Origin of the sequence: Paenibacillus sp. J2TS4, from assembly GCF_018403245.1 — a bacterium.
Lineage (GTDB): Bacteria > Bacillota > Bacilli > Paenibacillales > NBRC-103111 > Paenibacillus_L.
Genome location: NZ_BOSH01000004.1, coordinates 443,933 through 470,867, shown reverse-complemented (window position 1 = coordinate 470,867; position 26,935 = coordinate 443,933). Strand labels below are relative to the sequence as shown.

The 26,935-nt window shown below is 48.7% G+C and carries 23 protein-coding genes; 8 read left to right on the top strand and 15 right to left on the bottom strand.

What is annotated here, in order from left to right:
- Positions 1 to 58: 58 nt before the first annotated feature.
- Entirely contained in the window at positions 59 to 1,753 is a 1,695-nt protein-coding gene (locus KJS69_RS12325) for an extracellular solute-binding protein (protein ID WP_213584048.1), read from the bottom strand.
- Positions 1,754 to 2,015: 262 nt separating this feature from the next.
- On the opposite strand from KJS69_RS12325, the gene KJS69_RS12320 reads away from it, so the two are divergent.
- Positions 2,016 to 2,972, top strand: a complete 957-nt coding sequence (locus tag KJS69_RS12320; protein ID WP_213584047.1) for an ABC transporter permease — start codon at positions 2,016 to 2,018, stop codon at positions 2,970 to 2,972.
- An 11-nt stretch (positions 2,973 to 2,983) separates the two neighbouring features.
- Complete coding sequence (locus KJS69_RS12315; RefSeq protein WP_213584046.1) at positions 2,984 to 3,862, top strand: carbohydrate ABC transporter permease; 879 nt, start codon at positions 2,984 to 2,986, stop codon at positions 3,860 to 3,862.
- Positions 3,863 to 3,998: 136 nt separating this feature from the next.
- On the opposite strand, the gene KJS69_RS12310 is transcribed toward KJS69_RS12315, so the two are convergent.
- Positions 3,999 to 4,211 (bottom strand): YezD family protein, encoded by a 213-nt coding sequence (locus KJS69_RS12310; protein WP_213584045.1) that lies wholly within the window; start codon positions 4,209 to 4,211, stop codon positions 3,999 to 4,001.
- Positions 4,212 to 4,728: 517 nt separating this feature from the next.
- Between KJS69_RS12310 and KJS69_RS12305 the strand changes: the two genes are divergently transcribed.
- From KJS69_RS12305 to KJS69_RS12285, 5 genes are all read left to right on the top strand, one after another.
- Complete coding sequence (locus KJS69_RS12305) at positions 4,729 to 5,580, top strand: ATP-binding cassette domain-containing protein (RefSeq protein ID WP_213584044.1); 852 nt, start codon at positions 4,729 to 4,731, stop codon at positions 5,578 to 5,580.
- Positions 5,577 to 6,290 carry a hypothetical protein gene (locus KJS69_RS12300; RefSeq protein WP_213584043.1) on the top strand — a complete coding sequence of 238 codons (714 nt, stop codon included), beginning with the start codon at positions 5,577 to 5,579 and terminating at the stop codon, positions 6,288 to 6,290. Before KJS69_RS12305 ends, KJS69_RS12300 begins: the two co-directional genes overlap by 4 nt.
- A 54-nt stretch (positions 6,291 to 6,344) precedes the next feature.
- Positions 6,345 to 6,464: a MerR family DNA-binding transcriptional regulator gene (locus tag KJS69_RS30245; protein ID WP_213584042.1), complete on the top strand. Its 120-nt coding sequence runs from the start codon at positions 6,345 to 6,347 to the stop codon at positions 6,462 to 6,464.
- Positions 6,465 to 6,501: 37 nt separating this feature from the next.
- On the top strand, positions 6,502 to 7,203 hold the full coding sequence (locus tag KJS69_RS12290; protein WP_283777455.1) for a GyrI-like domain-containing protein: 702 nt from the start codon (positions 6,502 to 6,504) through the stop codon (positions 7,201 to 7,203).
- Between the two features lie 122 nt (positions 7,204 to 7,325).
- Positions 7,326 to 8,333 carry a C45 family autoproteolytic acyltransferase/hydrolase gene (locus KJS69_RS12285; RefSeq protein WP_213584040.1) on the top strand — a complete coding sequence of 336 codons (1,008 nt, stop codon included), beginning with the start codon at positions 7,326 to 7,328 and terminating at the stop codon, positions 8,331 to 8,333.
- Between the two features lie 666 nt (positions 8,334 to 8,999).
- On the opposite strand, the gene KJS69_RS12280 is transcribed toward KJS69_RS12285, so the two are convergent.
- The 3 genes from KJS69_RS12280 to KJS69_RS12270 all read right to left on the bottom strand — a co-directional run bounded on the left by KJS69_RS12280 (position 9,000) and on the right by KJS69_RS12270 (position 12,387).
- Positions 9,000 to 10,310: an acetamidase/formamidase family protein gene (locus tag KJS69_RS12280; RefSeq protein ID WP_213584039.1), complete on the bottom strand. Its 1,311-nt coding sequence runs from the start codon at positions 10,308 to 10,310 to the stop codon at positions 9,000 to 9,002.
- A 146-nt stretch (positions 10,311 to 10,456) separates the two neighbouring features.
- Positions 10,457 to 11,524: an acyl-CoA dehydrogenase family protein gene (locus KJS69_RS12275; RefSeq protein ID WP_213584038.1), complete on the bottom strand. Its 1,068-nt coding sequence runs from the start codon at positions 11,522 to 11,524 to the stop codon at positions 10,457 to 10,459.
- A gap of 281 nt (positions 11,525 to 11,805) precedes the next feature.
- Positions 11,806 to 12,387: a hypothetical protein gene (locus tag KJS69_RS12270; protein WP_213584037.1), complete on the bottom strand. Its 582-nt coding sequence runs from the start codon at positions 12,385 to 12,387 to the stop codon at positions 11,806 to 11,808.
- A gap of 612 nt (positions 12,388 to 12,999) precedes the next feature.
- On the opposite strand from KJS69_RS12270, the gene KJS69_RS12265 reads away from it, so the two are divergent.
- A complete protein-coding gene (locus KJS69_RS12265; RefSeq protein WP_213584036.1) occupies positions 13,000 to 13,191 on the top strand; it encodes a PspC domain-containing protein in 192 nt (63 codons plus the stop codon).
- A gap of 293 nt (positions 13,192 to 13,484) precedes the next feature.
- Here KJS69_RS12265 and fabI read toward each other — a convergent pair whose 3' ends face one another.
- The 10 genes from fabI to KJS69_RS12215 all read right to left on the bottom strand — a co-directional run bounded on the left by fabI (position 13,485) and on the right by KJS69_RS12215 (position 26,924).
- Entirely contained in the window at positions 13,485 to 14,258 is a 774-nt protein-coding gene (fabI, locus tag KJS69_RS12260; protein WP_213584035.1) for an enoyl-ACP reductase FabI, read from the bottom strand.
- A 184-nt stretch (positions 14,259 to 14,442) separates the two neighbouring features.
- Positions 14,443 to 15,048 carry an NAD(P)H:quinone oxidoreductase gene (wrbA, locus tag KJS69_RS12255; protein WP_213584034.1) on the bottom strand — a complete coding sequence of 202 codons (606 nt, stop codon included), beginning with the start codon at positions 15,046 to 15,048 and terminating at the stop codon, positions 14,443 to 14,445.
- Between the two features lie 712 nt (positions 15,049 to 15,760).
- Positions 15,761 to 16,354, bottom strand: coding sequence for an HD domain-containing protein (locus KJS69_RS12250; RefSeq protein WP_213584033.1), 594 nt, complete (start codon positions 16,352 to 16,354; stop codon positions 15,761 to 15,763).
- A 163-nt stretch (positions 16,355 to 16,517) separates the two neighbouring features.
- The gene (locus KJS69_RS12245) at positions 16,518 to 17,567 is read right to left on the bottom strand and encodes a glycoside hydrolase family 88 protein (RefSeq protein WP_213584108.1); all 1,050 of its coding nucleotides are present in this window, start codon (positions 17,565 to 17,567) and stop codon (positions 16,518 to 16,520) included.
- Positions 17,568 to 17,652: 85 nt separating this feature from the next.
- Positions 17,653 to 18,528, bottom strand: coding sequence for a carbohydrate ABC transporter permease (locus tag KJS69_RS12240; protein WP_213584032.1), 876 nt, complete (start codon positions 18,526 to 18,528; stop codon positions 17,653 to 17,655).
- Positions 18,529 to 18,540: 12 nt separating this feature from the next.
- On the bottom strand, positions 18,541 to 19,452 hold the full coding sequence (locus tag KJS69_RS12235; RefSeq protein ID WP_213584031.1) for a carbohydrate ABC transporter permease: 912 nt from the start codon (positions 19,450 to 19,452) through the stop codon (positions 18,541 to 18,543).
- Between the two features lie 97 nt (positions 19,453 to 19,549).
- The gene (locus tag KJS69_RS12230; RefSeq protein ID WP_213584030.1) at positions 19,550 to 20,920 is read right to left on the bottom strand and encodes an ABC transporter substrate-binding protein; all 1,371 of its coding nucleotides are present in this window, start codon (positions 20,918 to 20,920) and stop codon (positions 19,550 to 19,552) included.
- A gap of 118 nt (positions 20,921 to 21,038) precedes the next feature.
- A complete protein-coding gene (locus KJS69_RS12225) occupies positions 21,039 to 22,670 on the bottom strand; it encodes a response regulator (protein ID WP_213584029.1) in 1,632 nt (543 codons plus the stop codon).
- A 4-nt stretch (positions 22,671 to 22,674) separates the two neighbouring features.
- Positions 22,675 to 24,474, bottom strand: a complete 1,800-nt coding sequence (locus KJS69_RS12220) for a sensor histidine kinase (protein WP_213584028.1) — start codon at positions 24,472 to 24,474, stop codon at positions 22,675 to 22,677.
- A 56-nt stretch (positions 24,475 to 24,530) separates the two neighbouring features.
- Positions 24,531 to 26,924: a glycoside hydrolase family 2 TIM barrel-domain containing protein gene (locus KJS69_RS12215; RefSeq protein ID WP_213584027.1), complete on the bottom strand. Its 2,394-nt coding sequence runs from the start codon at positions 26,922 to 26,924 to the stop codon at positions 24,531 to 24,533.
- Positions 26,925 to 26,935: the final 11 nt, after the last annotated feature.

Genomic DNA, 26,935 nt, shown 5'->3' with positions numbered 1-26,935 from the left:
TAGAATAACAGTAACATAGCCCTTCCTTACCGTACACTAGGATTCGCGCCACGGCACTTTATCGGGTAACACTTTGGTACCACTCATTCACTTCCTTCGTAATTTGTTCCCCTCCCTGCGCCTTCCACTCCTCAACGAAATCATCGAACGATTCTACCGGATCATTGCCGAAAATGATTTTGCTGTACTTCTCCATCTCCAGCTTCTTCAAATAATCCCATTTGGTTTCCATAGTTGGGGTTGTTCCGCCCGTAAATTCGCTCTTGACCGAAAACTCCCGCGAGTTCCATACATCGGTAGCGGATTTCAGCTCGATCGGAGGAACGAAGCCGCCCCAAATTTTCTCATAAGGTGTCTCTGCTTTGCCGGACTCCGCAATTCTTACCAGCGCCTGCAAATTTTGTGAAGGAATTCTCGGGCCCTGCTCCAGCAAGCTGTAGAAGAACACGCGAACGCCGCCTCCCGGAATCTTCGTCAGGTCATATGTAACCTCGCCGTCGACGATATCCCAGTCATACCCTTTGACCCAACCGTTCTCGAACTCGCTGCCCGGCTTCGGATCAGCGACATGGTCGAACAAGTAATTGGCATACGTGAAGAAAATTTCCGGGTTCTTCATATTTTTATTGATGAATATCCCCCCGTTGTAGGGATGCCGGCCATAATGCATGCTTTTTCCGTCCGGTCCTACCGGCAAGGGGAAGGTGACGAGCTCGGCTTCCGGATTGTTCTTCTCCAGATCCCCCATCGGATAGGCTTCCGACCAATATGGTCCGGCGAAGGTGCCTGCGCTGCCGGCTGACATGAACGATCCGGCTTTGGCGCCATCCCAAATTCCGGCTTCCTGCGGAATATAGCCTTTTTGCACCCAATCCTTCAGCTTCCGCAGTCCTTCCTTGATTTCCGGCTGAACGGAGCCGTAGCCTATCGATCCGTCTTCCTGCTTCAGCCAAAAGCCGGGCATAGAGCCATACGCCCCGAATACCCATCCCAATCCGAAGGAATCATTGTACGAGTTCTTGAGCCCTGTGGAAACTCCATACGTGTTCTTCTGTCCGTCTCCATCCGGATCGCCATTCGTAAAGGCCTCCAGCATCTTCTCGTATTCCTCCAGCGTAGCAGGCGCTTCCAGGTTCAATTTCTTCATCCAGTCGCCGCGCACCCATAAGACGGGGTCATTATTGTAGTCATAATCCAAATTCGGGATCCCGTAGCGCTTGCCATCCCGGGTGAATTCATACCACACGGAAGGATTCTCGTTCATGGCCTTCTTCCAGGTTTCGCCTGCGTATTTGTCAAAAAGCTCTCCCACGTCCAGGAACTTGCCGGAGTCGATCAGCATCTGTGCCACCGAACCGCTGGCAAACAGCACATCGGGCATCTCCTCATTGGAGGATAAAGCGAGCTTCAGCTTGGTGGCGTAAGCCCCGTTAGTGTCCTTCACGGACCACAAGTTTTTGATTTCAATTCCCAGCTTATCCTTGGCCCACCGGTAATGAACATTATCGTCCATCGTTTCGCCATTCTTGAACTCGGCTGCAGTGACAATTCGCCTGACGGTCGTTATCGTAACGGGTGGGTCATACTTCCCGTCCACCAGCTGCAGGCCGGTTTCCTGCGGCTTGTCCGTTCCTCCTCCTCCCGAATCGCTGTTGCCGGTTGAAGAATCTCCCCCCGTACACCCCGTCACCGCCACCGATGCCAGCAGCCCGGCCAGGGCGAGCAGTGAACCTTTGCGAACGTGATTAGTCATTTCCTTTCCCCCAATCTATGATTAGAAGCTTCTTCATTAATCCTAACCTCATTTCGAGAGAGAGGAAATAATCCATTATTAACAACGGGATATGGTTTTATAAAGATTGGGTATCGAACCTTAATGGCTTGTTAATAATCCCTATCATTCACCTGCCAATCCGGTTAATAAAACAATACGCCAGGTTAAGGATGGGTTATATAGGTTTGAAAAGGGACGTGCTAAAATGTGAACTATCACTCGGATAAAGGATGGTTTGCCCATGGATTCACACCTCAAACGAAGTTCTCCGCCATCAGTTACCGCTATTCAAAGCGGCAAAAGAAAGCTCCTGCGGGAAACGTGGCCTTTTCACCTTATGCTGCTGCCCGCGGTGATCCTCGCCTTTCTATTTAACTATCTGCCGATGTTCGGCGTAGTGATGGCCTTCCAGAACTATAAGCCCTGGACTGGATTTCTGCATTCCGATTGGGTCGGGCTGGAGCATTTCCGCTCCATGTTTACCAGATCCGACAGCAGTCAAGTCATCTGGAACACGTTTATCATTGCTTCGTTGAAAATCGTCTTTATTATTATCGTCCCTGTCAGCTTTGCGCTCCTGTTGAATGAAATTCGGAAGATGGCGTTCAAGAGAACCGTGCAAACTCTTGTCTATTTGCCCCATTTTCTGTCCTGGGTCATTCTTGGCGGGATTCTGGTCGATTTGCTGTCCCCGCAGTCCGGACTGGTGAACCGGGTGCTTCAAGGCTGGTTCGGCCTCGATCCGATTTTCTTCTTGGGCGACGGAGACTGGTTCCGGGTAACTGTCGTGGTTAGTCATATTTGGAAGGAATTCGGATACGGCACGATAATTTACTTGGCGGCACTGGCCGGGATCAATCCCAATCTCTATGAGGCGGCCGAGGTGGACGGAGCCAACCGCTGGCAGCAAACGATCTATATTACGCTGCCCGCCCTGGTGCCAATCATCGTTGTCTGCACCACCTTGGAGCTCAGCAACATATTAAGCGCCGGCTTTGACCAGATTTTTAACCTGTACAACCCCATGGTGTACGACAAAGGGGACATTATCGACACTTTTGTCTACAGGGTCGGAATTCTGGATCAGCAGATGAGCTTCTCTACGGCGATCGGGTTATTCAAATCAGTGGTCAGCCTGATTCTGGTCGTTATTGTATACCGAATCGCGCATAAAGTGGCCGATTACCGTATTTTCTAGGAGGTTAGATCATGTATTACAAAACGTGGCCCTACCGCTTCTTCAGCTTCTTCAACCATCTGCTGCTGTTTGGCGTGGCTGTCTTGTGCATGCTGCCGCTATGGCATACGCTAGCTTTGTCCTTAAGCGGAAGAGCCCCGGCGAATGCCAACCGGGTCGGATTGATTCCGATCGACTTTACGCTCGATGCCTATCAAAAAACATTGGCTAATCCGGATTTCCTGCAGGCGCTGTTCATCGCCTTTCAGAGAACGCTCCTGGGGACCGTATTCGGGATGCTGGTCATCTTCCTGGCGGCTTATCCCCTGTCCCGAACGACCAGCGTCTTTCGCTTCAGAACGTACTATTCCTGGTTTTTCATCATCACGCTATTATTTAGCGGGGGGCTGATCCCCACCTATATCGTAGTACAGAAATTGGGGTTGATGAACTCTATCTGGGCCTTGATTCTGCCTTCAGCGGTTAACGTCTGGCTGCTGATTCTCATGATGAGCTTCTTTCGCAACGTTCCGAAGGAATTGGAAGAAGCCGCACTGATGGACGGCGCAGGTCAATTCCGCATTTTATTCACGATTTTTCTGCCTATCTCCATGCCGGCGGTGGCGACCCTGTCGCTGTTTACGATGGTGCATCACTGGAACTCCTGGTTTGACGGACTTATTTACATTACTAAAGCAGAGAAGTATCCTCTCTCCACTTTCTTGCAGACGATCTTGGTGCAGATCGATACGTCCCAGCTCTCCTCGGTCGGCCGGGATCTGGAGAACATCTCCAACAAAACCGTCAAGGCGGCGCAAATCTTTATCGGCGCCCTGCCTATTCTCGCAGTTTACCCGTTCCTGCAGAAATATTTTGTCAAGGGAGTGGTTCTGGGGGCCATTAAGGAATAAGATAAAAATTTCATGCAAAATGTAACTTCTAAATCACATATAGCTTATAAAAAGCCCGCCAGCATATTGTTATAACGGCTGACGGGCGCTTTGCTTTTTTCTTTATTAATGATATTCCGACGACAGACATTTCGTATTATTGCCGCTTGGCGTTCCCTTTACTGCCATTTCCCGGTTTCCGCTCTCCGGAAAGGGGAGGACTGGAATCAAACCGTTTACGCTCGGTTCGTTCGATTTGTACGATCTTCCCATCATGGACAATGATTTGTACACATCCGTACTCCAATCCGCTAACACTCGCTATAATACGGTCTGCCCACACCTCGTCGATTTGTAACGGTTTTGTCACCGCTCTCCCTCCTGTTCATCTTTACATTGAGAAGCCGACTTCCCGCTTACTTCGTTTATCTGCCGCTGCAATTGCAGCCCTATTAAGCGGAAAAACAATAATAAAATTACCCCGCAAAGTGACGTATGGCCTTCGAAGCTTATTCCGTCCACACCCTAAGGACCGGCGACAAACCTTCCCCTAATCGCGGTCGCTCTTCCTGATTTTGCTTCCCCGGAACTTATTATTAAATGACAAAAAAGACACACACCAACGCTCGTCACACTCGGGTTGTGCCTCCGGAGGTCCGGTCGACCAACTATTCCCATTAATTTAGTCGGATATTTAGTTAACGATATCTTATCATCGCTGGAATCAGGTGTCAATATAGTGATTTCATGTCATTTCATAAGCGAGCCGGAATGATTTCCTCCGCCAAATCCTGTAAAATACTTTATGACAAGCTGAAACGCCTGCAATCAGAGACTCAATATCCAATCCTGAAATCTTACTACCACATCATTTACTGGAGGCAAGCATGGAACTACTAGTTAAATTGGACCAAGTCAGCATGCGTTTCGGTTCAAAACCGATTCTGGACAAGGTCTCTTTATCCATTTATAAACAACAGTCGTTGGCCATTATCGGCCCGAACGGTTCCGGTAAAAGCACTTTATTGCGCCTGATCGCCGGCCTTTCCTCCCCTACGGAGGGAAAAGTACTTTATGGCCACAATCGAAGACCGGTCATTGGTTGGGTGCCTGATCGTTTCCCGAAGCTGCCTTTTAATGCTTTTGAATATTTAATGCATATGGGACAAATCCGAGAGATGGACAAAGCCCTCTTGCAGCTCACGATTCCCGAGCTGCTACAGCGGGCCCGTCTGGAGAATGCGGGCCGCACCTGGATACGAAATTTTTCCAAAGGAATGCTGCAAAAGCTTGCCATCGTCCAGGCCGTGCTGGAAAAACCGGAGCTTCTATTAATGGACGAGCCTTTATCCGGACTGGACGAGGAATCCGAGAAGGATTTGCTGGAGCTGTTCCTTCAGTTGAAGGCACAAGGGGTCACTCTCGTATTCGCTTGTCATGAAGCGGTCCTCTGGGAGAAGCTCGCAGACCGGACCATCCGGATTCATCAGACAAGCATTGAATCGAAGACGTTGCAAGAAGGACCTTCTGCGGTCGTCTGCATCGTAGCCAGTCAGGTCGGAATCGGAGAAATCGAAGACTGGCACAGCAGGCCCGGTGTAATGGAAGTAGCTGAAGTGGAGAACGGCATCGAGCTCAAGGTCGATGCCAGCGACAGCGATGCTTTGCTGCGGGAGCTGCTGGACAGGGGCGGGTCCATCGTAACCGTAAACCGGACATCGGGAGGGGATCGTCCATGAAATCCATGCTGGCCTTGATTCGTTACCAGTTACAGCTTTTTGCACGAACGTACCGTTACTTCGCTCCGATGTCTTTATATCTCATCTTTATTGCCTGGATTTATTCCATGATTCCTAATCCGGTCATGAGCAGCTATGCGAGCACTTCGGTCTGCTTGTTTTTTGTGGCCGCTTGGCTGGCCTTTAACTTCTATGCGGCGGAGCCTCCTGCCCAACAACAGTTGACCTTGATGCACTCCCGCGGCGGAATCCGTTATCATGCCAGCCGAATGGCAACCGTATGGGTGGCTGCTTTTCCCCTAACGCTGTTCGCTGTGCTGTATCCCATCATTCGCGGGAGCTTCGATCGCGCGCCGACAGCCATAGAGATGGCGGTCTCCCTGTACGCTCATCTGCTTTTCACCTGGATGGCGATTGTGCTGACGGCCCTGTTCTGTTCCAAAATCGGCACCCAGCTTATTTCCAAGCTGGGCGGATTGGTGCTCACGATGATTATGTCTCTAGCCGTACCCGGCCTGAACGAATGGCTTCCTTACCCTCTCCGATGGCTGTTGTGGGTGCTGCCTCCGGCCTCCCTCCTAATCGATAGCCTGATGAATTTCGATACTTTGGGTGAACTTGAGACCATTGCCAAGCTTGGCTGGCCTTTGCTTTATACAATGGTTCTATTCTTGCTGACGATTGTTTATCTGCAGGTACGCCGAAAATAAACAATCGAATACCGTCATCTTGTCTCTTGATTTTAATAAAGAAAGGAGCCCTATATGTACTCTGTCGGCCAATTTTCCCGAATTTGCGGCATGTCGGTCAAGACCCTTCATCATTATGACGAAGTCGGATTATTAAAACCGTGTCGACCCGGAAACGGGCTACCGTTATTATGACTACGGGCAAATTCGAATCGCTCTGCAGATCCGGCGCTTGAAGGATTGCGGTTTGCCGCTGAACAAGATTTCCCAATGGCTTCGTGAAGAAAAAGCGGAGCCAAGGGAAGCGATTCTGACCGAAAGCATTCACGAGGTCGAGCGGAGCATTGAGGAGCTTAACCAGACGAAGAATAACATCTTGTCTTTATTGAACGATCTGGAAACCAACAAGCCGCTTATGCCGGTTTCGACGATTTCCGATTGCTTTGAAGAAATGAGGAAGGACACATGGATTTACAGCATCCGTAAAGCTGTTCCAATCTCCGGTATCGATGATCTTGTCCAAACCCTGTTGGAAAGATTATACGCTCTGAAGCTCGAAGTGGAAGATGATGCCAGGCTAATGACGATATTCCATGATGATGAAATAGATCCGGCTTGTACGGAATTGGAGGTTGGACTGGCCGTTCAGCCGTCCTTCTCCGGTCTGCCCGGTACCCGAAGCATGAAAGGAGGCAAGCATGTCGGCGTTGAGATCGAAGGCCCTTATTCCGAGCTCCCCTTCGGTTACGCCAAACTGATCGATTATATCCTGTCCAACGGATACACCATCGTGGGACGCCCTTTCGAAATGTACATTACCGGGCTGCTCCCTCCTTTGGGAAACAGCCGCGATTTCCGCTCCATTAAACCGAACCTTCAGCTTAACCCTCTTTCCTTCGTAACCCGACTCTATATTCCTGTCAACAGCGATTGACCCTCCGGCTGCCGGAGGGTTTATATTATGCCTGAGGCCAGTTCCGAGGTCTATGTTTTATGGTTGGGGGCCGGTCCACTCTGATCGTGCCCTAACCCGATCGAAAGGAGTAAGATTCTAAAATGTATCATTCCAGATTACGCGGAGATTATTATGAGATGGGTTATCGCTATGGAAGCCTGCTGCACAAGAACGGATTCCGGTTTCCCGAGGTTTCGCCGGAGAAGCTGGTATTCGGAGAGGAAAGCAGCAGGATTCTGAAGGCTTATTATCCCGGAGCGATTGCGGAAATACAAGGGTTTGCAGACGGCTGTGCGGCTTCCTTCGAGCAAGTAAGCTCCTTCCTGCTGACAGTAGGTCTCTTCGGCCAATCCCCTCAATGCAGTATTTTTGCAGTATGGAACGGCAGCGATATGATCGTCGGTAGGAACTACGACATGCTTCTTGATGTCAAGAAGTATACGGACAGCTCGCTGGTAAGCCCCAATGGTCGCTTCCGGTATATTGGCCATTCAGACGTTTTTATTGGCAAAGTGGATGGCATGAACGAACATGGACTGGCTGTGGCCATCACACTTGTGCCGAGCCATCTCCGGCAGCCCGGAGTCCACTTTTACTTTGCCACCCGCTATGTATTGGAGCACTGCCGTACGGTAGACGAAGCGATTCGGGTCCTGTCCGGATTTCCCGCTTCCCTCTGCTGCAATTACTTGCTGGCCGATCCGACAGGCGGTATGGCCGTAGTAGAAGCTTCCCCGGAACGAATCCGTGTCCGCAGGCCCGAAGCGGACGGAAATTCGCTTATTTGCACCAATCATCATCTCCATCCGGAGATGACCGACATTACCGGCTCACAACAGGAGGCCTGGAGCAAAACAACGGAAAGATATGCTGCCATACAGCAGCAATTGAGATTTCTTCCCCAGCCGGGAGTCGAGGATGCCATCCGGATACTATCGGATACGAAGGGGCATGTATGCCTGAATTTGAAGGAGCATCGGTTCGGGACCTTATATTCCATAGTAATGAATTTAAGCCAATTGGAATTATACCGTGCGGAAGGTGCGCCTAATCGCTGCAAATACAAGAGGGACGACCGGTTAGCCGCTCTGCTGAAAAGAACAGTTTAATCCGGATTTGTCTTATATTACCACATCTTTACATAGATAAGGGGCTGTCTCAAAAAAAGAGAGGGTTTGCGAATTTTCAGCCCTGCTCAGTATCGACTTTTTGCGAGAAAAAGGACCTCACCATCCTCCTTTACAGTGGAGTGCGAGGTCCATCTTTCGTATATATACTGGAGGGTCCGGTTTTATGCGAAATCCTTCGGGACAGCCCCACTCCCCCGCCGGATAGTGCAAAAGACGGACGATAGTCCGGATCTTTTCTGGAAAAAAGCTGCACCGCACCTGATTCTAGAGCGAAACTGCAGGTCTTTTTTGGAAAAAGGCGCGACATGCTTGATTCTAATGCGATAATGCAGGTCTTTGGAGTGATTTTTGCGAAATCGACCATTTTGCCAAAAAGACCTGCACATTTGAGCGTCTTTCGCTCTCTTTGTTGAAAACGGCCGGATTTCAATGTACTTTTGCTCGTCTTTGCGACGTCCTTACGGATCCGGATGCGACCTTTATACGTAAGAAAGACGAGCGGCACAATGAAAGAGTAAGAGCGAGTGTTAGTGGAAAATTGACCACCAGCCTCGCTCTTTTTTCCGAAAGCTCATCACTTTGTCGGTTCAGGCCGTTTCTCGGTAGTTTGGAAAACTACTTTTGAGACAGCCTCTTCAAATATTATTAAGAAGAGAGATGGTAATGCTCAAGCACCATTTCGGCGAGACCGGCTTTGTCCAGCAGAGGGATCGGAGCAAGGAAGGTGACCGTCACGACGCCCGGATGACGCCCGATTTGAATGGCCCCCGTGATGGTAGCCCGGTTCAATACTTCCGGAACCGTGATTCCCAGCGTATCGGCAGCTCGCTTCAGCCCGTTGTCGGTCGCTTCGTTCAGGTTGGCGCCTGTACCGACGAACGATACGGGAGCCGTCTCTTCGATCTGCTTCACACCCCAGCTTTGCGCTAATTGCATTGCTCGGCTCTTCTCTTCCGGCGTATAGGGGCGGGCCAAATAAGGAAGATCCTCTTCTACCGGAAGAAGAATGGGCCCATCGATGTTCAGTCCTTTGATGACACGGACCTGCACCGTGACGATTCCGGATACATCGGTCGTATGCCCTGCAATTTCCCCGTCACCCTGCATCGCATGCATATCTCCCAGATATACACCGCCTCCGGGCACTTTAACCGGACAAATTAATGTCGCATTCTCGCGAACGCGGTTAATATCCATATGTCCGTCGGTCCGATCCTCCAACTGCTCCTTGGTCATTGCATAGTCATGCGGCGCACCCAGCAGAAAGGAGCCGAAATCTCCCGCATTGTGCGAATCCGGGAAGGGACGGGCAGGAGTTGTCCCCAATTGGCCCAGGAAAGGACGGACTCTGGCAATGGCACCGACAATATCGTGAGGGGCGAACGTCACGATCGGATTCTGGCACGAACCGCCAGGCGTTGCCATATAGCGGCGCCCATCCTGCGCAATTCGTTCCGCCGCCTCCTTCGGAAGAGTGACGCCGAACTCGCGGCTTGGATCAAAGCCCATCGTGTATCCATTGGTGAATACAAATGGTGTCACATCCGCCCCGCATTGAGCACAACGGATGGCCTCCGGCCCTATTCCTTCGATGCGTGTCTCGGGATAGAAGGTACCGCATTCCGGACACTTGGCAGCTACGAACGGGTCACCCAAGAACCGTCCTTCCACGGTCTTGTCGTTACCCGAAGCTGTAGCCAAGGACGTCACTCGAATCGACTTGATGTGAATCGCAATGGCGTCGCCGACCTCTGCTCCTTCGACATATACGGGCTGCGTCACTTCATGCCCGCCGCGCAGCTTCGGCGTGATCATAGGTCCCCAGCAGCCGGGAGTCGTGTTGGCCACAATATGCCCGCCGTCCCTGACGGGTCCCAGCATGGGCTTGGCCGGATCCAAAATTCCATCGGTGAAGGTGCTGACATAAACGGTTTCTTGTGCCTTAGAATGATTCATGTCTGTCTCTCCTCGCTTATTGGAATTATTATACCCCTACGTGACTCCCTTTAAGTATATCTCTTCTCTTCCGCATTATACAAATGAGTTGATAGATTAAGGACAGACTTCCTCCAATAATATTCTGGAAAACCAAAACATACTGTCTACTCCACTTCTTCAAATGAAATGAGCAGTGTATGCTGACAAGCGGTTTGTAAATCTCTCCAAATTCGATTGATAGGAGCTTCCTCCATGACAGAGCGAATACCCATATAAGGAAATAATGCTTGTCCGCAGGATAAGGCCATGCTGGCGGTCGCTTTGCAGAGACGGCTGATTTCCTGCTGGTGATCCTCTGAGAGCAAGAAGCCGCTCACATGTTTGTTCCAGGATTCCTCTATACCGGAATAGAATTCATCCACCGATCTTCGCCATTGCTCCTCAACCTTCCCAATCTTGTTGCGGATAAATAAATAGCGGCCGGATGGCTCCCATGCTTCCCGATTCCCTTCAGCTACCCTCCCGGCCTCCTCGATCAAATGCTTCGCTATCCCGACAGCAACAGCAGCAAACGAAGATTGAGCAAACAGGAGGAAGGGATAGCTGTAGATAGGATCGTTATATAAATTCGGATTCCCTGTCAGATCAAAAGTCATTTCGTCCGGCACAAAAACCTGATCCACCGTTATCGTGTGGCTCTCGGTTGCCCGCAAACCAAAGGCGGTCCAATCCCGTACGATCTTTACCTGCTCGGGCAGAAAAATGAAGGAGCGCATCTCCTTCTCAGATGAAGCCGAGTCCCCGGCAATAAAGCAATTAGCTGTAAACATAGTGGCATGCGTGGAGCCGCTGCAATATTTCCAGCTGCCGCTAACCCGATAACCGCCATCCACTCTCTCGGCCGTTCCCGATGGAAATCCGCTTCCCGCCACAACCGCTTTTCGGTCGGAGTAGAGAGTGCAGGCCGGGGCGGACATAAACGGGACGAAAAATCCCCCGCCAGCACCAATCGTTACCAGCCAGCCGAAGCTCCCGTCCGCCCAAGAACACTGCTCGAACGAACGGAGAGCTTCCGGCAGCGGAGTCATCCTCCCTCCGAGCGCATTCGGAACGAATAACTTAAATAATTGTTGGTCGTAGATGATTTCTAACATTTCGGACGGGAAGACCGCAGCCTTATCCCATTCGGTCGCTCGTTCTCTGATTGTATAAACCTGTTCTGAGCTCAACATGGAAGACAAATCTCCTTATTTCGATATGAATAGTATGTATTATTTTTTGTTCCATCTTGTCAGATCTATTATACACCAATACCCGATAGCTTAAATACACTCTCTCCCCTTCTGCGTTATACGACCCGGAAGAAACCGAGCCTTTACAACGGTCCAATAGCACGGAAGATAAAGTAGATTGAGATCATCATGCTAACATAGCCAGCCGCTCTTGTTCAAGTTAGTCCTCAGCAACTTCGTTCCTCCTTCAGGCGTCTATGCTCGGCCTGGTTTAAATCGATTTATGCGGGGAGGATCGTGTTGGGGTGGTTAATGGAAGCAGAATGTCCCTGGTTATCCAAGTAATAATCGTACAATTCCCCTGTATAAATTAACTGGACTTTTTCCGATTTCTCCAAATCACAAGGCGTGGTCATCGAAGGACATTTACCGACGAGAGAAGCTCCGCTTTGTTCAAACAGCCAGGCGACGAACTGCGAACAGAAATAAGCATTGGTGCGATGGATGCGTCTTTTTAATAGAATTCCGAATAAACCTAGCAGGTTGTAACGATACTTGCATTTGTTCAGCTCGATATCGCGGATTTGATTGCGCATTTTCTCGTATACAGCCAGATCCACTTTACAGCAATAGACCGCGCAAGTCGCGTTTCGGAAGAAAGAAGAGCGAACATTTTCTTTAATGAATCCCCCAATAAAAGGATTATTCGGACGTTTGCGCCCAAAGCTGTACACCTCGGTCAACTCACTATCGAACGCAATAGAGGCATGGTTATATGGTGCCTTAGTGTATAGTCGAATCAGTCTCGTGAATAAAGTACCCGTATCAGATAGTAGAATATATACCGATTTTTCATGAGCCATAATCTCTCACCCGTATCTTCATAATTGGAAATAGATATAGTATAGTTAGGAGTCGCAGCCGCCGCTTCACCGACACCGCCGAATGATTCGTAATATTCAAGATCTATTATAATATGCAATAACTGCTTATAGAACGGACTAGCGTCCGGATTCAAATCTCGACTTAAGTCTTGGTCTTTAATTCCGATTAATGATTGACAAGCGGCCTCACCCCTGTCGCAATACAGGCGCTGCCGAATGATTCAGGCAATAAAAAGGTGCGGTAAGAATCATTTTGTTCTTCGCACCGGAGTAATATTATGATTAACATAAACTTTTCAGCAGGCTATTCATAAACCTTCATTATATATAACGATTTGACTTTCGATAAAGTTTCATTAAAAGTACTATTCTTGATTCCCTAATAGAAATCCTTCTGTCTCCAAATCCCCGACGAAAGTCCAGCATCATCACCGTCGGCAGTCTGTTTTAGAAAGGAGCTTGATCCGATTACAATAGGATTAACCGAAGGGCAAGCCGTTGCCGATGGAATAAGCAGCTATTATTATAACGGATAATTAAGACGGCTAACAGGCTGTTGAAATAATTAAATTCTGGAAAAGGGGATGCGAAATGAAAAAATTATATCTTTCCCGTAGAGATAAGAAACTTTTTGGATTATGTGGGGGATTGGGTGAATATTTCAACATGGATTCTACCCTCATTAGGGTAATCGTTGTGGCTGCTGCCTTCTTCTCCTTTGGTGCGGTACTGGTTCTTTATCTAATTGCCAGTGTTCTGGTTCCTCATGAATCGACTTATTAGGAGCCCTCATTAGGGTAAGAAGCGAGTCCAATTTAATGCAATCCATCATTGGAAAAGGTTCGGGGGATATCCAGTTAGACAATACGAGGCGTACTTTCTATTATCACCGGGCACCGGGATGAAGAGTGAACAAGGTTCAACTATGAGAAAAGGCTCAAGGAACAACGCCTGTTATTCCTTGAGCCTGTATTTATTGATCAAAGCATATCCAGCCAAAAATCTTGTTTCACAACGCGTCCAGCTTCTTTACTATGAAACAGAATAGCGGCAACCTGCATAGGATCTGGTACGTTTTAAATTCCCATAATATGATAACCCGCGTCGACATGGATAATCTCTCCGGTTACCCCTCTGGACATCCGGCTTAGCAAGAACAAAGTCACGTCCCCGACTTCCTCCTGCTCGATATTTCTGCGGAGCGGGGTTTTAGCTTCCATCGTTTTGAAAATCTCATTGAATCCGGATACCCCTTTAGCAGCCAATGTCCGAACCGGACCTGAGGAGACAGCATTTACCCGAATCCCGTATCGGCCCAGATCCTCGGCCAAATATTTGACACTGGCCTCCAATGCCGCTTTGGCCACTCCCATTACGTTATAATTGGGAACTACCCGTTCTGCTCCAATATAAGATTGAGTGACAATGCTTCCGCCTTCCGGCATAAGAGCCTTGGCTTCCCGGGCGACTGCAACGAGAGAGTAAGCGCTGGAGCTCTGCGCAAGAAGATATCCTTCGCGGGACGTGTTCACATATTCCCCCTGAAGCTCTTCCTTGTTCGCGAAAGCGATGGAATGCACCAGCCCATGAATCATTCCGGCACTGTCCTTAATTTCCGCAAAAGCCTGTCGGATGCTTTCGTCGTCGTCCGCATCACAGCAGACGGTTAGCAAAGGAGAAATTCCGTGCTCCTCCAGCAATTGACTGAGCTTACGCAGCGACCTTTCCTTCCGATAGGTGAAGATGAGATTAGCCCCCGCTTCATTCGCCAATTTGGCGATGCTCCAGGCCAGACTTCTTTCATTAGCCACACCCATAATTACGATCGTTTTTCCGTCTAACAGCTTCATGAATAGTCCTCCTCTTGCTACATGCCTTATGCTTTATTTTACCACACTATTGGGGCGGCACTAAAGTAAGCTGTCCTTCCGTCCGCATGGAAATGGCTCAAACAGATAGATTATAGTACAAAAAAAGAAGCGGTCTCCCGCTTCCTTCGATCACTCACATTAATATGGACCCTCGATTGATTGATTAGCCTTGCTTAACTAACGAAGCAATTTGAATGGTTCGTTTGGCTTGATGCTTAACCGCAGCCTCAACATTCTCTACCATATTGCCATTCTGATCCACGGTAACACTAGTTCCATATGGGTTGCCCCCAGCGCCAAAAATGACTGGATCGGTATACCCCGGAGCAGCTACAATCGCGCCCCAGTGATACATAGTCGTATACAAGGACAGGATCGTCGCTTCTTGGCCGCCGTGCGGGTTCTGAGCGGAAGACATGGCGCTAACGACTTTGTTCGCCAGCTTGCCCTGGAACCAAAGTCCACCGGTCGTGTCGAGGAATTGCTTCATTTGGGCAGGCATATTTCCAAAACGGGTTGGTACGCTAAAAATGATAGCGTCTGCCCATTCCAAATCTTCGAGCGATACAGTCGGAACGTCTCGTGTTGCATCCACATGAGCCTTCCACGCCGGATTAGAAGCAATAGCACCTTCTGGAGCCAGTTCCTGTACCTTTAATACACGAACTTCTGCACCTGCTTCCTTAGCTCCGGCTTCCGCCATTTGCGCAAGCTTATAGTTGGTACCGGTAGAACTGTAATAAATAATCGCCAGTTTTACATTAGACATTGTATTCTCTCCTTGTATAGTTATTGTTTATTATCGCAAGCGAAGACCGTTACGGCGCCTCGCAAATACGCAAAATCAAGCTGGATAAGTAAATCATAATCGAACGGCAAGTCGGGTTGCCTTAACTTTTCCGCCGCCAAGCTGCATATAAAGTCAAACTCTATTATCTTTAATTAATTTATCTTGAATCCGAGATAATTATAAAACGTTTTTAGATCATTTGTCAACCTCGGTTTTTCTGGAGCCCAAAAACCTCCATTCCTTATCATTTCTTCAACTGAATGACATTATTCGTGACCCTGCTCCGCCGACTGCAAATAACTCTGTTTTTCGTGAAAGTAGCGAAAATCGTATAAACGAAGGGTTTAATAAAACTCGACCGTCGCAACAATTTCATCTATACGGATGAGCGCGAGAAACATACCGGGGTTGTTTTACCGGGGCGGCATTCAGTGTGCCCGGATTGCCATGCGGCCTCCACGCATCATCAACAAAGTAAGCATCGCAAAGAAGCGTCAAGGAGCCCACAAACGCTGCGCGGTCCTTGGCGCTTTTTTTCCGGATCCAATTAATCCCACCAGAATTACCATACATCATGCTTCATTGAATAGTCGGCGTAATGCACCGGCGTCGTTGGTTTTCTTCCAGCTTGCAACACCCAGGTGTCACCCGTCACCGCAAGCGGCTTGGCTGCCCAGTTTCCCTGCCAATGTTATCGCTCCAGGTAGCCTTTGTCCACGGCGGATCGGATTAAGTTCTCGGCAAAAGCCCATAACGAAGCCGAGCCTTCCGAGATATGCCGGTTCCGCGCCAACACTTTATCACTGGTTATTCCATACTTCTGCCAAGTATACCCTTCTGTATAATAATTGTGCAGTAAGGGCTGAAGTCGATCCAAAGCTGCAGCATACCGGGACTCCGAACTCACTCTATCTTCAAACTCATGCCAAAGCGCTAAAAATTCCTCCCGTTGATCTTCGGGCAGTAAGCTAAAAATTCGCTTAGCCGCCGCAAGCTCCCGTTCATATTTATCCTCATGACCTTTATCGTCGTAGGCGAACGTATCCCCTGCGTCAATTTCGACCAGATCGTGAACCAGCAGCATTTTGAGGACACGTAATATGTCAATCTCCTCATCGTTCGCATGCTCCAATAATAGAATGGCCATAACCGAAAGATGCCACGTATGCTCTGCGTCATTCTCTGTCCGACTTTTATCCATCAAGACTGATTTTCGATACACGCTTTTTAATTTATCGATCTCGACGATAAACTCTATTTGCTTCAATAATCTTGTATTTTCCATAAACTCGTTTCCCCTTCCCATATCGACACAGAATCTTCCATTTCTTATACAATAATATATTAGTGGCACTAAAGAAAGGGATCCTTCCGTTCCGAATGTACAAAACAACGGCAGCCCGTTAAGGCCACCGTTGTTTACACGATCACTGTATTATTATTCATGATTAGAAAATATGCTGCTTCCATCCTCTTAGCTTAGCCAGAGTTTCCACATAGAAATAATCACCATAGATGAGTCCTACGTTGACGTTCTGGTTGGCCGGACGATGCCCCGTTCCTTCACGCAGGATCGGGTCAAAGGAAGCGTCATCGAACGAAGCGTAATGATCCGTTAAGGACTGGATGATCCGTTCGGATGCTTTTTTGTACAGCCTCGCCTCGGTCTCCGGCAGATGGCTGGCTATTTCCAGCAGGCCGGATGCGGCGCAGGATGCGGCCGACGTATCGCGGGGCTCCCCTTCCGGATTATCCACGCGAAAATCCCACAGAGGAACATAATCGTCCTCGAGGGAGGACAAGAAATAATGAGCCACCCGCTTCGCACCATGCAGATAACGGGCTTGGCCGGAATAACGATAGCAATTGGCCAAGCCGTACAATGCCCAAGCCTGACCGCGGCTCCAGCCGGATTGGGGAGCGAACCCCTGTCCGCCAAGCCCTTCAATAAAGTCGCCATTGGCCGGGTCGAAGCTGACAATATGATAGACGGAGCCGTCCTCTCTCATAAAATGCTTCAGCACCGTGTCCGCATGAGCGTTGGCGATTTGACTGAATCTCGGATCAGCGATTTCCTCCGCGGCCCAATACAGAATAGACAGGTTCATGCTGGAATCGATAATCGCCCAGCCTGTCTTTTCCTGATTCCATGCGCGCAGAAACTGTCCGGCGAGGTTGAATCGTCCCGCCAGAAAATTAGCGGCTTGCAGCCCTCTTCTTCTGCCGTCCGAATCGCCTGTCATTTTGTATTTCGCTATAGCCGTTGGCAAGAATTGGAACCCTACATCATGATGTAAATTCGATTCTCTCACCATACATTGTTCAATCCGTTCGTCCCAGGGCCAAGCCGCCTCCCGGTAATGCTCCTTACCGGTCATATCGTGCATAATCCACAGCAGCCCCGGCCAGAATCCGGAGGTCCACCAATCATGGCGCATATCGTCATAACTGCCCTCTGCTGCCACATGGGGGGATTTATCCCCGATGCTTTCGATCATACGGTCAACCTTTGTTTCCAATTTAGTCCATAACGCGTTGTAGTCCAATCTCAATACCCCCTCAGATTAGATTTCCTTTCTACAATCAACCTTTAACCGATCCACTTGCCAGTCCTTCAATAAATGATTTGTTAGTCATGAAGTAGACAATGAGAATAGGGATGATAGAAATCATCGATCCGGCCAGCATCAGATGCCATTCAGCGGCTGCGTTGGACGAATATTTCAGCGAGATGACCCCGACCGTGAGCGGTCTTAATTCCGGATTATTCATCGTAAAGATAAGGGGAAGGATATACTGGTTCCAGGAATCGCGGAATGCGAACAAGCCGACGACTCCGAGTCCCGGCAGCAGCAAAGGAAGAATAACCCGCCAGTAGATTCCGAAAAATCCACAGCCGTCAATCGTCGCCGCTTCATCCAATTCTCTTGGAATCGATTTGACAAACCTTTCCAGGAGAAAAATATTAAAAGGTAAGTGTGTTCCGACAAAGATAAGAATGATGCTCCACAAAGATTTATGAAGCGCTACCTCTCTCATCATATCATACAGCGGACGGAAAGTAATGGCACCAATGGAAATAAACATAGTCCCCGCAAGGATAGCCATAATGATGCCGCGGCCCGGAAATTGTCTGCGGCCAAGTGCATAAGCTCCCATGGAGCAAACAAGAATCGTAAGTGCTGTAGAAAGGACTGAAATAAAAATACTGTTCCATGTATATCGCGCGAAATTTCCGAGATTCCACGCAGTAAGATAGTTTTCCCAATGCCATTCCTTCGCAAATATGCTGGTGCTGCCAAGCAGTTCAAAGTTCGTTTTAAAGGAACCGAAAAAAGAAAACAGGACCGGATATAAGGTAAATAAAACTACGGCAAGCAACAGCACCCATATTCCGACTCGGGACAGAAGCTTCCCTAACGAGAAAGAGGATGGCAGACGTTCCGTTGATGCAGTCATATCATCACCGCCTTAGTACTCATTGTTAGACTTTCTGGATAGATACAAATACAAGCAGGTAATCGCTCCGACAATCAGGGCGGCTACAAAACCGACCGCTGCTCCGTATCCATACTGCTGAACGACCGGCTCTCCTTCGGATACCGGGAAGAACAGCTTATAGATGTATAAGTACATGACTTCCGTCTTGCTTGCCGGACCGCCTGCGGTCAGAACCATAATGCTCTCGTATCCTTTCAGAGTGTTAACGATGGCCAACATGACGATAATTTGCATAACTGGACCAAGCAACGGAATCGTAATTTTAAAAAACTGTTGAATCTTGCTGGCTCCGTCCAGCGAAGCACTTTCATACAAATCTTTAGGTATTCCTTGCAGACCAGCCAGGAATAACACCATGTAGTTCCCTACCGCTCCCCATATCGCTACGATAATAGCGGTCAACATGGAATATTTCACACCAAGCCATTCGATGGGTTGTTGAATGATTCCAAGCGACATTAAGGTATTGTTAATAATCCCGTTATAAGAGTTGAACATCAAATAAAACACCAGGGAAATAACGGCGGCGCTAATGATGGTCGGCATAAAGAAAATGGCTCTTAACGTATTTCTGGCAAAAATTTTCTGATTAAGGATAACAGCCAGTACTAGAGAAAGCGGCAAAGTGACAATCAGCTTCCCGGCCGCATACACGAGTGTATTCCACACGGAATTCCAGAACTGGGGATCGCGGTTAAACAATCGAACAAAGTTATCCAAGCCGATAAATGTCGCTTGAGTAAAGCCGTCATAATCGTAAAACATATACTTAAATGCCCAAAAGAGCGGATAGATGGAGAACAAGGCCAGTAAAACCACACAAGGCAAAATCATAATATAAGGGCCCGAATATTCTTTCCATTTCTTTCTAATAGCACTCATAAGCTTCCCTCCTCGGGATTGGGATCATAGAGAAAGCCGCTCTCGTTTAGGGACCCATCGGGAGAGCGGCCTTTCTCTCAGGCGCAGCGCCGGACAATTACTCGATAGAGCTTCTCGGGTTAAAGTCGGGGATAATGACCCGCTCCACCTTCCCGTTTTTCTCCTCATTGTCCAAATCAGTGTTATATTGCTTGGTTAAATCTTCAATCGCTTTATCCAATGGAATAACGTTCAGGATAGCTTCCGCAATTACGTTCTGCCATGCTTTTCCTTCTACTTTATGGGTAATATAAGCAGGCCAGATCGCATCGTCTTTCGGAGCGAAGCCATTAAAGTTTTTCAGTGTAGGCTCATTGGCTTTCTCCAGAACGGATGGAATGACGCTGATTCCTTTCCCCTGCTCGTAATAAGGAACGAGAACATCATCACTGTACATATACTCCATGAATTTCCAAGCGGCTTCTTTATTCTTCGTCTTAGCGGACATATAGAGCCAGTTCCCACCGCCGTTAATGTAGTTGGCTCCTTGTGGAGCGTTGCCGTCGATCGTCGGCACTTGTGCTACCGCCCAATCGATTTCGGTCGGGAATTGGGAATCATATACTCCAGGCTCCGCCGAGAGAGAGAAATACATTCCGATTTTACCAGAGGCAAACTGATTGCGCAGCGGGTCAATATCCAATGATTCATATCCCGGAAGGATGCTTTGAGAATCCGCCATTTTCTTGAATGCTTCAACATACGGCTTTACTTTCGAGAAATCATATTTTCCGGTCTTCCAGTCGTAGTAGTCGTCGCCGTTGATACGCATGAGCGGCACCAGACTTCTTTCGAACGCGGAGGCCGGATTTTTCATATTAATTCCAAAGCCGTATACTCCGTCCGCTTTGCCGGCTTCCGTAATTTTTTGAGCGTAGTCCACGAGCTCATCCAACGATTTAGGAGGCTCTGTTAAGCCGGCTTTGGCGAACAAATCTTTGTTATAGATCAGACGGAAGGTCGAACCATAGTTAGGCAAGCTGTAAACTTTGCCGTCCAAATAATTGACTCTATCGATCTTTAAATTATCTTCACCAAACCGCTCTCTCAACTCGGGTGTCAGAAATTCATCCAACGGCTGAACCGCATTCATTTTGACGAGATCATCAAATTTCAGCTTCATTTTGGCGTTGAAAATATCCGGCGCCTCGTCGGATTGAATCGCGGTTTGCAGCGCCTGCTCATAGTTCTCCGTCATAATCTGAAAATCTACTTCGATATTGTCCATATTCGTTTCGTTAAAATGTTTGATTTTGTCCTGGATCAAGTCGGCATCATGACGGGCATTCGTCCAAAAAGTTAATTTAACTTTATCGGAGCTCCCTCCCGAAGCATTGCCATCCGGCGAACTGGCTTGACCACAACCTGTCGTAGCAAGCGCAGCCAGCAAAACAGCGGATGTTAATTTAATAGCTCCTTGCTTTTTCATTGCTTTTCCCCCTTAAGGATGGATATCCATGAATCTAATAAACTGTTATTAAATCCAGTATACTTTTCCCGTCCTTATTCAGTTAGGGAGGCATTTTTCATCCGGAGGGGGGGTTTTTTTAACCTTCTGAATCCAGCGTTCCCGTTTCCGATTCCCTGTATTCGGAAGGGGTCATTCCGACCTTCTTTTTAAACATTTCGCGAAAATATTTACGATCATAATAGCCCAGACGCTCGGCTATTTCATAGATCGGAACAGGTGAATTCTTCAGCCAGTCCTTGGCCTGCTCCATTTTGGTATCCGTGACGTATTCGAGAAAGGTGGAGGAGGTCTCCTTCTTGAATAGACCGCTCAAATAAGTTGGACTGACCTTGACATAATCAGCTACCGTGGATAAGGAAATCGTCTCCTGAACATTTCTCTGAATGAAATCCTTCGCTTGATCGACAATATGTTTGGACCCGGTTTGAATCGACTGACTGACCAGCCGCGCCGATTGACCGACCCATTCCGTAATTTGTTCGTGCAATTCATACAAATTGGCCGATTCACAAGCTTCGTATTTCCGCTTCAACGCTTCCGCGGGGTGCTCCTCCTCGAGACCAAGCTCGGACAAAATTCGGGACAGGACTGTAACCAACTGAATACAGGAATAACGGAACTGATGGGGCGTTCCTTCCCCCTGTTTCAATTCATTAATAAATTGATCCACAGCTCGGTCGACTAGGTTAGTTTGCCCTCTTCGGACGATGGCGATTAGTTCTTTTTCCCGGGCAGAAGGATAATTCGCTTGCTTGCCCCTGTAATGAACCAAATCCTCGTAGTGGACAACTAGGTTGCGGTCGAAAAAATAAACGTGATCGATCGCCTCCATCGCTTGGCGGAATGCTTCGGGCAAATTATTGATTTCCGGACAGAGCGAGCTTACTCCGATCGTTACCGTCAGCTTGGAGTTCTGTTCCACCGCTTGCCGACAGCTTTCCGCAAAGCCGACCAGTTGCTCCTTAACCTGTTTACCCGCGAGACTTGGATTATAGTTGACCATCAGCACCAATCGGCCCCATTCCGGAAAGAAGGCGATTCCTTCGCCCCATTCCTTTAGGCAATCCTCTACTATATTTTCAACAATAAAGCGGGACAGCTCGACCTCCTCAATAGAGGTGCGCGCAATTTCAGAAAAATGATCTATAGAAAAGCAAAGCAATCCGATCGCCTGGGGCTTAAGCGGAATTTCGGCGAACGCCCATTTATCCTGGAAGCGGACCGGCTGGCCGTGTTGAAAATGGATCATTTCATTCAAATATTGCCTCCTCAGCGCTGGCAAGCTTTTTTTTATTTTTTGTTGAAAAATGACTTTCTGCTCTACCTCGGTTTTCTCTATTCGAATATCTTGCAGCACTTTATCAATTATCCCGGTCAATTCCTCGATGTTGACCGGCTTGAGCACGTAATCAGACGCACCCAGAGATAGAGCCTGCTTCGCATAATCGAATTCCTCATAACCGCTCAGGACGATATACCAGACGGACTCCCCTTCGTCCTTCAATTTCTCCATCAGCTCAATGCCGTCCATATTAGGCATCCGGATATCGGTGATGATCAGATCGGCCTTGAACGTCCTTTGCTTCGCTAACGCCTCCAGCCCATCCATCGCTGTTTCGACCTCGGCTACGTCAAGCCGATCCCATGGAATATGTTTGCGAATTCCCTGCACAACACTTTCCTTATCGTCTACCAAGAGCACCTTCATCTTTCTACGTCTCCATTTCCGTTACTCGAATCACGATGTCTATAACCGTTCCTTCTCCCAGAGTACTCTCGATACGGAAAGAAGCTTGCTCCCCAAAGGCATACCATAGCCTTTCCTTAACATTGGCCATAGCATACCCTGGAGTGGATGGCTTCTTGCCCGCTGTGCCCATTGAAAGGGGACCGTTAAGCTGTTCGACCCATTCCGGCTCCATCCCGCAGCCATTATCCGCCACTCGGAGCCGGACCTGATCGGGGTCCAGCCATTCACTGGAAACATCAATGCGGTGGTCCCGGTAATCGTTCGCTTTGAAGGCATGGAGAACACTGTTTTCCACTAGCGGCTGCAAAATAATTTTCGGCATTCGGATCGCCTTGGTTCTTTCGTCCACCGTCACTTCATAAGAGAATTGACGGCGGTATTGAACATTAACGAGCTTCAAGTATTGCTCGACATGCTCCATTTCTTTAGCTACGGTAGTCATCTCTTCCCCTTTATTGAGGCTGAGACGGAAAAACCGCGATAAGGACAAGATGATTTCGCTCGCGGAGGAATCCGGGGAATCCAACGTTTTCCAATAGATTTCATCCAAAGTGTTATATAGAAAGTGTGGATTAATCTGTGCTTGCAGTGCCTTCATTTCAGCTTTTCGCTTAGCTTGGCTTTCCTCCACGACCTGCTTCAGCAATTGTTGGATTTGTTCGATCATATCGTTGAACCGATAGCCCAATGCTCCGATTTCATCTCGATATTCCGAAGCGAACCGAACATTCAAATCGCCATCCTTGGCCCGATTCATCAGCCTTTGCAGCTTGCGCAGCGGATTCGTTACCCAGCGGGCAATCAAGCGGATGAAGATGAAGGAAACCAGCAGGAGGACAGCGGTTAGCAAAACCGTGAAATATTTAATATAACGTATTTCCTGGAGCAGCTCGTCCTTCGGCTGTACCAGCACCGCTCTCCAGCCGGCAAACGAAACCGGCTGATGATTAACCAGATACTCGTGGTTTCCCACCTTCCATTCGAAATATCCGGGCTGGGACTGAAATTGCTGGAAATCGAAATGCTCCAGAAAAGGCTCAGCCAACTCGGGAGACGACATCAGAATGGGCTTGCCTTTATCGTCCAGTACCATCGAGAAGCCTTCCGGAACGAGCTGGATATTTCTCAGATTCGCCATAAAACGGTTGGCGGAAAGGGTCATGACCAAGTAATTATCCTGCTCCAGAAAACTAATATCGAACACGGGACGGGAGACCAGCGCAATCACCTCGCCTCTGCCCGCAAATAAAGGATCCTCCTTCATATACACCCATTGATTCGTACTTTCATTCCGTATGGCCTCGTAATAAGGAGTATCTTTGAAAGAAACTCCTCTCCTCTCATAAGGCAGCCCTTCATAGAATTCTCCGAGAGGGGTGTACATATAAATCGAGCGGATCGTTGGAGAAGCCAGCCGGGTCTGGGAGAACAGGCCGAACATCTCATTAAATATGACCGAGCTGTTCAGATCGAGCTTGCCGTCGGCCCAGCGAAGCGCCGTCTTCATCTCATCGCTTGTATTCATCCAATACAGCTTGTCGCTTATATTCTTTAATTCATTGTTCATGGAGCCGCTCAATTGATTAGCCGTCTGCTCCGCTGCATTGTAAGCATATCTTTCCAGGATGCCTGCCGCCTGGGAGTAGGAAAACATGCCCGTAAGCGGAACCGCGAGCAAGATGACAATAGAAGTCATAATAAAGACTTTGCTTTCCAATTTCGAATTCCGAAATTGTCTTATCATCTTCGTGAACGGTCTCATGTCTGTTTTCCTCCCAGTTGACTTACTGAATGCTTATCGATTTGTATAAGACAATATTAAACTTCCACGAAAACAGTCTGCATTCCGTCTGACGATGCGCTGACGACCGATCGTCCTTCCCGCGGATCCACGAGTATGGCCGCGCGGCCGCTTGCCAGCTGCAAGTACCGTGATCCGTTAATCGTTCCCCTATTGTCCAGCAATTTGCCCTCACCCGCAAGTCCAAAACGAATGAAATGATTGGCATCCGGACAATATACGCCGTGACGGTCGAATGCTTTCACCTCTACCTTCACCAAACCGTCCTTTTGCCGGCTTGCGGTTATGGTCAAGCTTTCCGGCTCCTCCCAAGCTTCCGTCTGGTAAGTGAACCGGATTTCGTCGCTTACCCGAACTCCGTCCTTCCGGCCGACTGCCTGCACGTGATTTTCACCCGCCGCAAGCTCGACTTCCCAACGGAGTCCCGCACAAGGGAAATCTTGGGTATTCCGCTGACGAATTCCGCAGCTCTCCCCGTTAACGAACAGTTCGACCTCCTCGCAGTTGGAATATACTTTCATAAGCTTCTTCTCTCCCGGCCGTCCCCAGCGAACCGCCATAGTATGACTGTACAAACGGATCATCGGCTGCTCTGTCCAGTAAGATTGGAATACGTAAAAGGCTTCCTTCGGAGTCAGATCCCGTTGAACGACGCCTTTCATATTTAAATAGGGAATCGGCGAATCCGGACGGACCGGCGTCGAAAAGTCTTTGAACGCCCATTGCGCGGCTCCGGTCAACCACTCCATCTTTTCCTGGCTTTTCAGATACCAGTCGATCATGTCGCAAAAGTAGGTTTCCGACCAATCCCCGAGACTGGATACCCGGGGATCGCCTCCCTGCAGGAAGTAATCACCGTCCCGCTCGTCCGCCCCGGCTCCGGTCTTAACTTCACTAAATCCGGTATAGGGCTCTTCCACATGTCGGCCCGTCATATTATCGGCTCCCCACTCCAGATGCAGGAAACGATCCGTTCCTTCAAAGCCTGCCCGACTGGACGATTCGTACTCGGGGTAGATTCCGCGGTACCACCCCGCCCAGATGGATGGAGAATAAACGTCAATAATATCTTTGCAAAATTCACAGCGGCGAATACCGGTCACCCGGCTGTCATCGAGAGAGTGAGACAAATCATGCAGTTCTTTCATAAATTGGCGGATTTCCTCCTCATCAAACGTGTCGAAATCACTCTCCCAATCGTTCTCGTTGCCAAGACCCCAAATAATGACCGACGGATGATTGTAATGCTGCTCAATCATCGCCTTTAGCATATTCCTTGCCTGCTGTCTGTACGTTTCCCCGCCGATGCCGCCGCGGCACCATGGGATCTCTTCCCAGACCAGTAAACCAAGCTCGTCGCAAAGCTCAAGGACAATCCGCGATTGCTGATAGTGACCCAGTCGAATGAAGTTCGCTCCCATTTCTTTAATGAGCCCCATCTCCCGCCGGATCATGTCCTCGGTCATAGCCGCCGCCACACCGGCGAAATCTTCATGCCTGTGAGTTCCTTTCAGCAGCAGGCGCTCTCCGTTCAACAGGAAAGGGCCCTGCTTGACGAATTCAAAAGTCCGCAGCCCGAAGCGCTCCGTCTGCCTAGTTGTCCAGGTCTGCTGATTGGTTTCCCCTTCCATGCTAACTTCACATGTATACAGCGCTGGGGTATCAGGCGACCACAGCTTGACGTCTGCTATTTCACAAACCGCCAGTTCCTGCCATCCTTCCCACGCCTTCGTCGTTACCTCGTGACGATGGAGTTCCTGACCTTGCGGATCGCGGACGACAATGGTCAAGCGAACATCTGCCCCCAGGCCTTGCGGGTTGTACAACCTGGCTTTCACCGTAATGTCTGCTTTATTCTGAGATTTCACTTCGGTATCTATATGAATATATTCGAATGAAATTTCGGGAACATAAACGAGGTTCAAATAGCGGTAAATGCCTCCGTATAGATTAAAATCGCTAATGTCGGACGGAATGGTCTCCAAATTGCGGGTGTTATCGCATTGCACAGCGACAGGTACTCTATTTCCGAATAATTCACTATATTTTCGCTCTTCAATCGCATCGGTTAAATCTACCTTGAATTCGTCATAGCCTCCGACATGACGAGCCACCTTGCTTGTATATAGGTAGACGTCCGTATCCTGACCGGCCCCCTCAAAATGCAGCAGTGTTCTTCCATTAGGATACGGATTATTGACCTCTAACAACGTCCTGTACCAGCCTGGCCCTTCATAATAAAGAACGTCCGGATCCACCGAATCCTCACCGTTGAAGCAATGGGGAAGTTCCACATCCATCCACGGGACGTTATAATGATTGTTTAACTTATATTGACGCCATACTTCCCAGACGCCTCCTAAACTCCCCCGATAATGCTCCCAACCGTTATTCAATCGATTAGTAATCATAGCAGCCTCCC

Excerpts from the sequence above, each read along its gene's own strand:
- KJS69_RS12235 (WP_213584031.1), bottom strand. The coding sequence starts at position 19,452 with ATGAGTGCTATTAGAAAGAAATGGAAAGAATATTCGGGCCCTTATATT.
- KJS69_RS12225 (WP_213584029.1), bottom strand. The coding sequence starts at position 22,670 with ATGAAGGTGCTCTTGGTAGACGATAAGGAAAGTGTTGTGCAGGGAATT.
- wrbA (WP_213584034.1), bottom strand. The coding sequence starts at position 15,048 with ATGTCTAATGTAAAACTGGCGATTATTTATTACAGTTCTACCGGTACC.
- KJS69_RS12280 (WP_213584039.1), bottom strand. The coding sequence starts at position 10,310 with ATGAATCATTCTAAGGCACAAGAAACCGTTTATGTCAGCACCTTCACC.
- KJS69_RS12325 (WP_213584048.1), bottom strand. The coding sequence starts at position 1,753 with ATGACTAATCACGTTCGCAAAGGTTCACTGCTCGCCCTGGCCGGGCTG.
- KJS69_RS12215 (WP_213584027.1), bottom strand. The coding sequence starts at position 26,924 with ATGATTACTAATCGATTGAATAACGGTTGGGAGCATTATCGGGGGAGT.
- KJS69_RS12305 (WP_213584044.1), top strand. The coding sequence starts at position 4,729 with ATGGAACTACTAGTTAAATTGGACCAAGTCAGCATGCGTTTCGGTTCA.
- KJS69_RS12250 (WP_213584033.1), bottom strand. The coding sequence starts at position 16,354 with ATGGAAAATACAAGATTATTGAAGCAAATAGAGTTTATCGTCGAGATC.
- KJS69_RS30245 (WP_213584042.1), top strand. The coding sequence starts at position 6,345 with ATGTACTCTGTCGGCCAATTTTCCCGAATTTGCGGCATGTCGGTCAAG.
- KJS69_RS12240 (WP_213584032.1), bottom strand. The coding sequence starts at position 18,528 with ATGACTGCATCAACGGAACGTCTGCCATCCTCTTTCTCGTTAGGGAAG.
- KJS69_RS12220 (WP_213584028.1), bottom strand. The coding sequence starts at position 24,474 with ATGAGACCGTTCACGAAGATGATAAGACAATTTCGGAATTCGAAATTG.
- KJS69_RS12320 (WP_213584047.1), top strand. The coding sequence starts at position 2,016 with ATGGATTCACACCTCAAACGAAGTTCTCCGCCATCAGTTACCGCTATT.
- KJS69_RS12300 (WP_213584043.1), top strand. The coding sequence starts at position 5,577 with ATGAAATCCATGCTGGCCTTGATTCGTTACCAGTTACAGCTTTTTGCA.
- KJS69_RS12275 (WP_213584038.1), bottom strand. The coding sequence starts at position 11,524 with ATGTTGAGCTCAGAACAGGTTTATACAATCAGAGAACGAGCGACCGAA.
- KJS69_RS12315 (WP_213584046.1), top strand. The coding sequence starts at position 2,984 with ATGTATTACAAAACGTGGCCCTACCGCTTCTTCAGCTTCTTCAACCAT.
- fabI (WP_213584035.1), bottom strand. The coding sequence starts at position 14,258 with ATGAAGCTGTTAGACGGAAAAACGATCGTAATTATGGGTGTGGCTAAT.
- KJS69_RS12270 (WP_213584037.1), bottom strand. The coding sequence starts at position 12,387 with ATGGCTCATGAAAAATCGGTATATATTCTACTATCTGATACGGGTACT.
- KJS69_RS12265 (WP_213584036.1), top strand. The coding sequence starts at position 13,000 with ATGAAAAAATTATATCTTTCCCGTAGAGATAAGAAACTTTTTGGATTA.
- KJS69_RS12230 (WP_213584030.1), bottom strand. The coding sequence starts at position 20,920 with ATGAAAAAGCAAGGAGCTATTAAATTAACATCCGCTGTTTTGCTGGCT.
- KJS69_RS12245 (WP_213584108.1), bottom strand. The coding sequence starts at position 17,567 with ATGATCGAAAGCATCGGGGATAAATCCCCCCATGTGGCAGCAGAGGGC.
- KJS69_RS12285 (WP_213584040.1), top strand. The coding sequence starts at position 7,326 with ATGTATCATTCCAGATTACGCGGAGATTATTATGAGATGGGTTATCGC.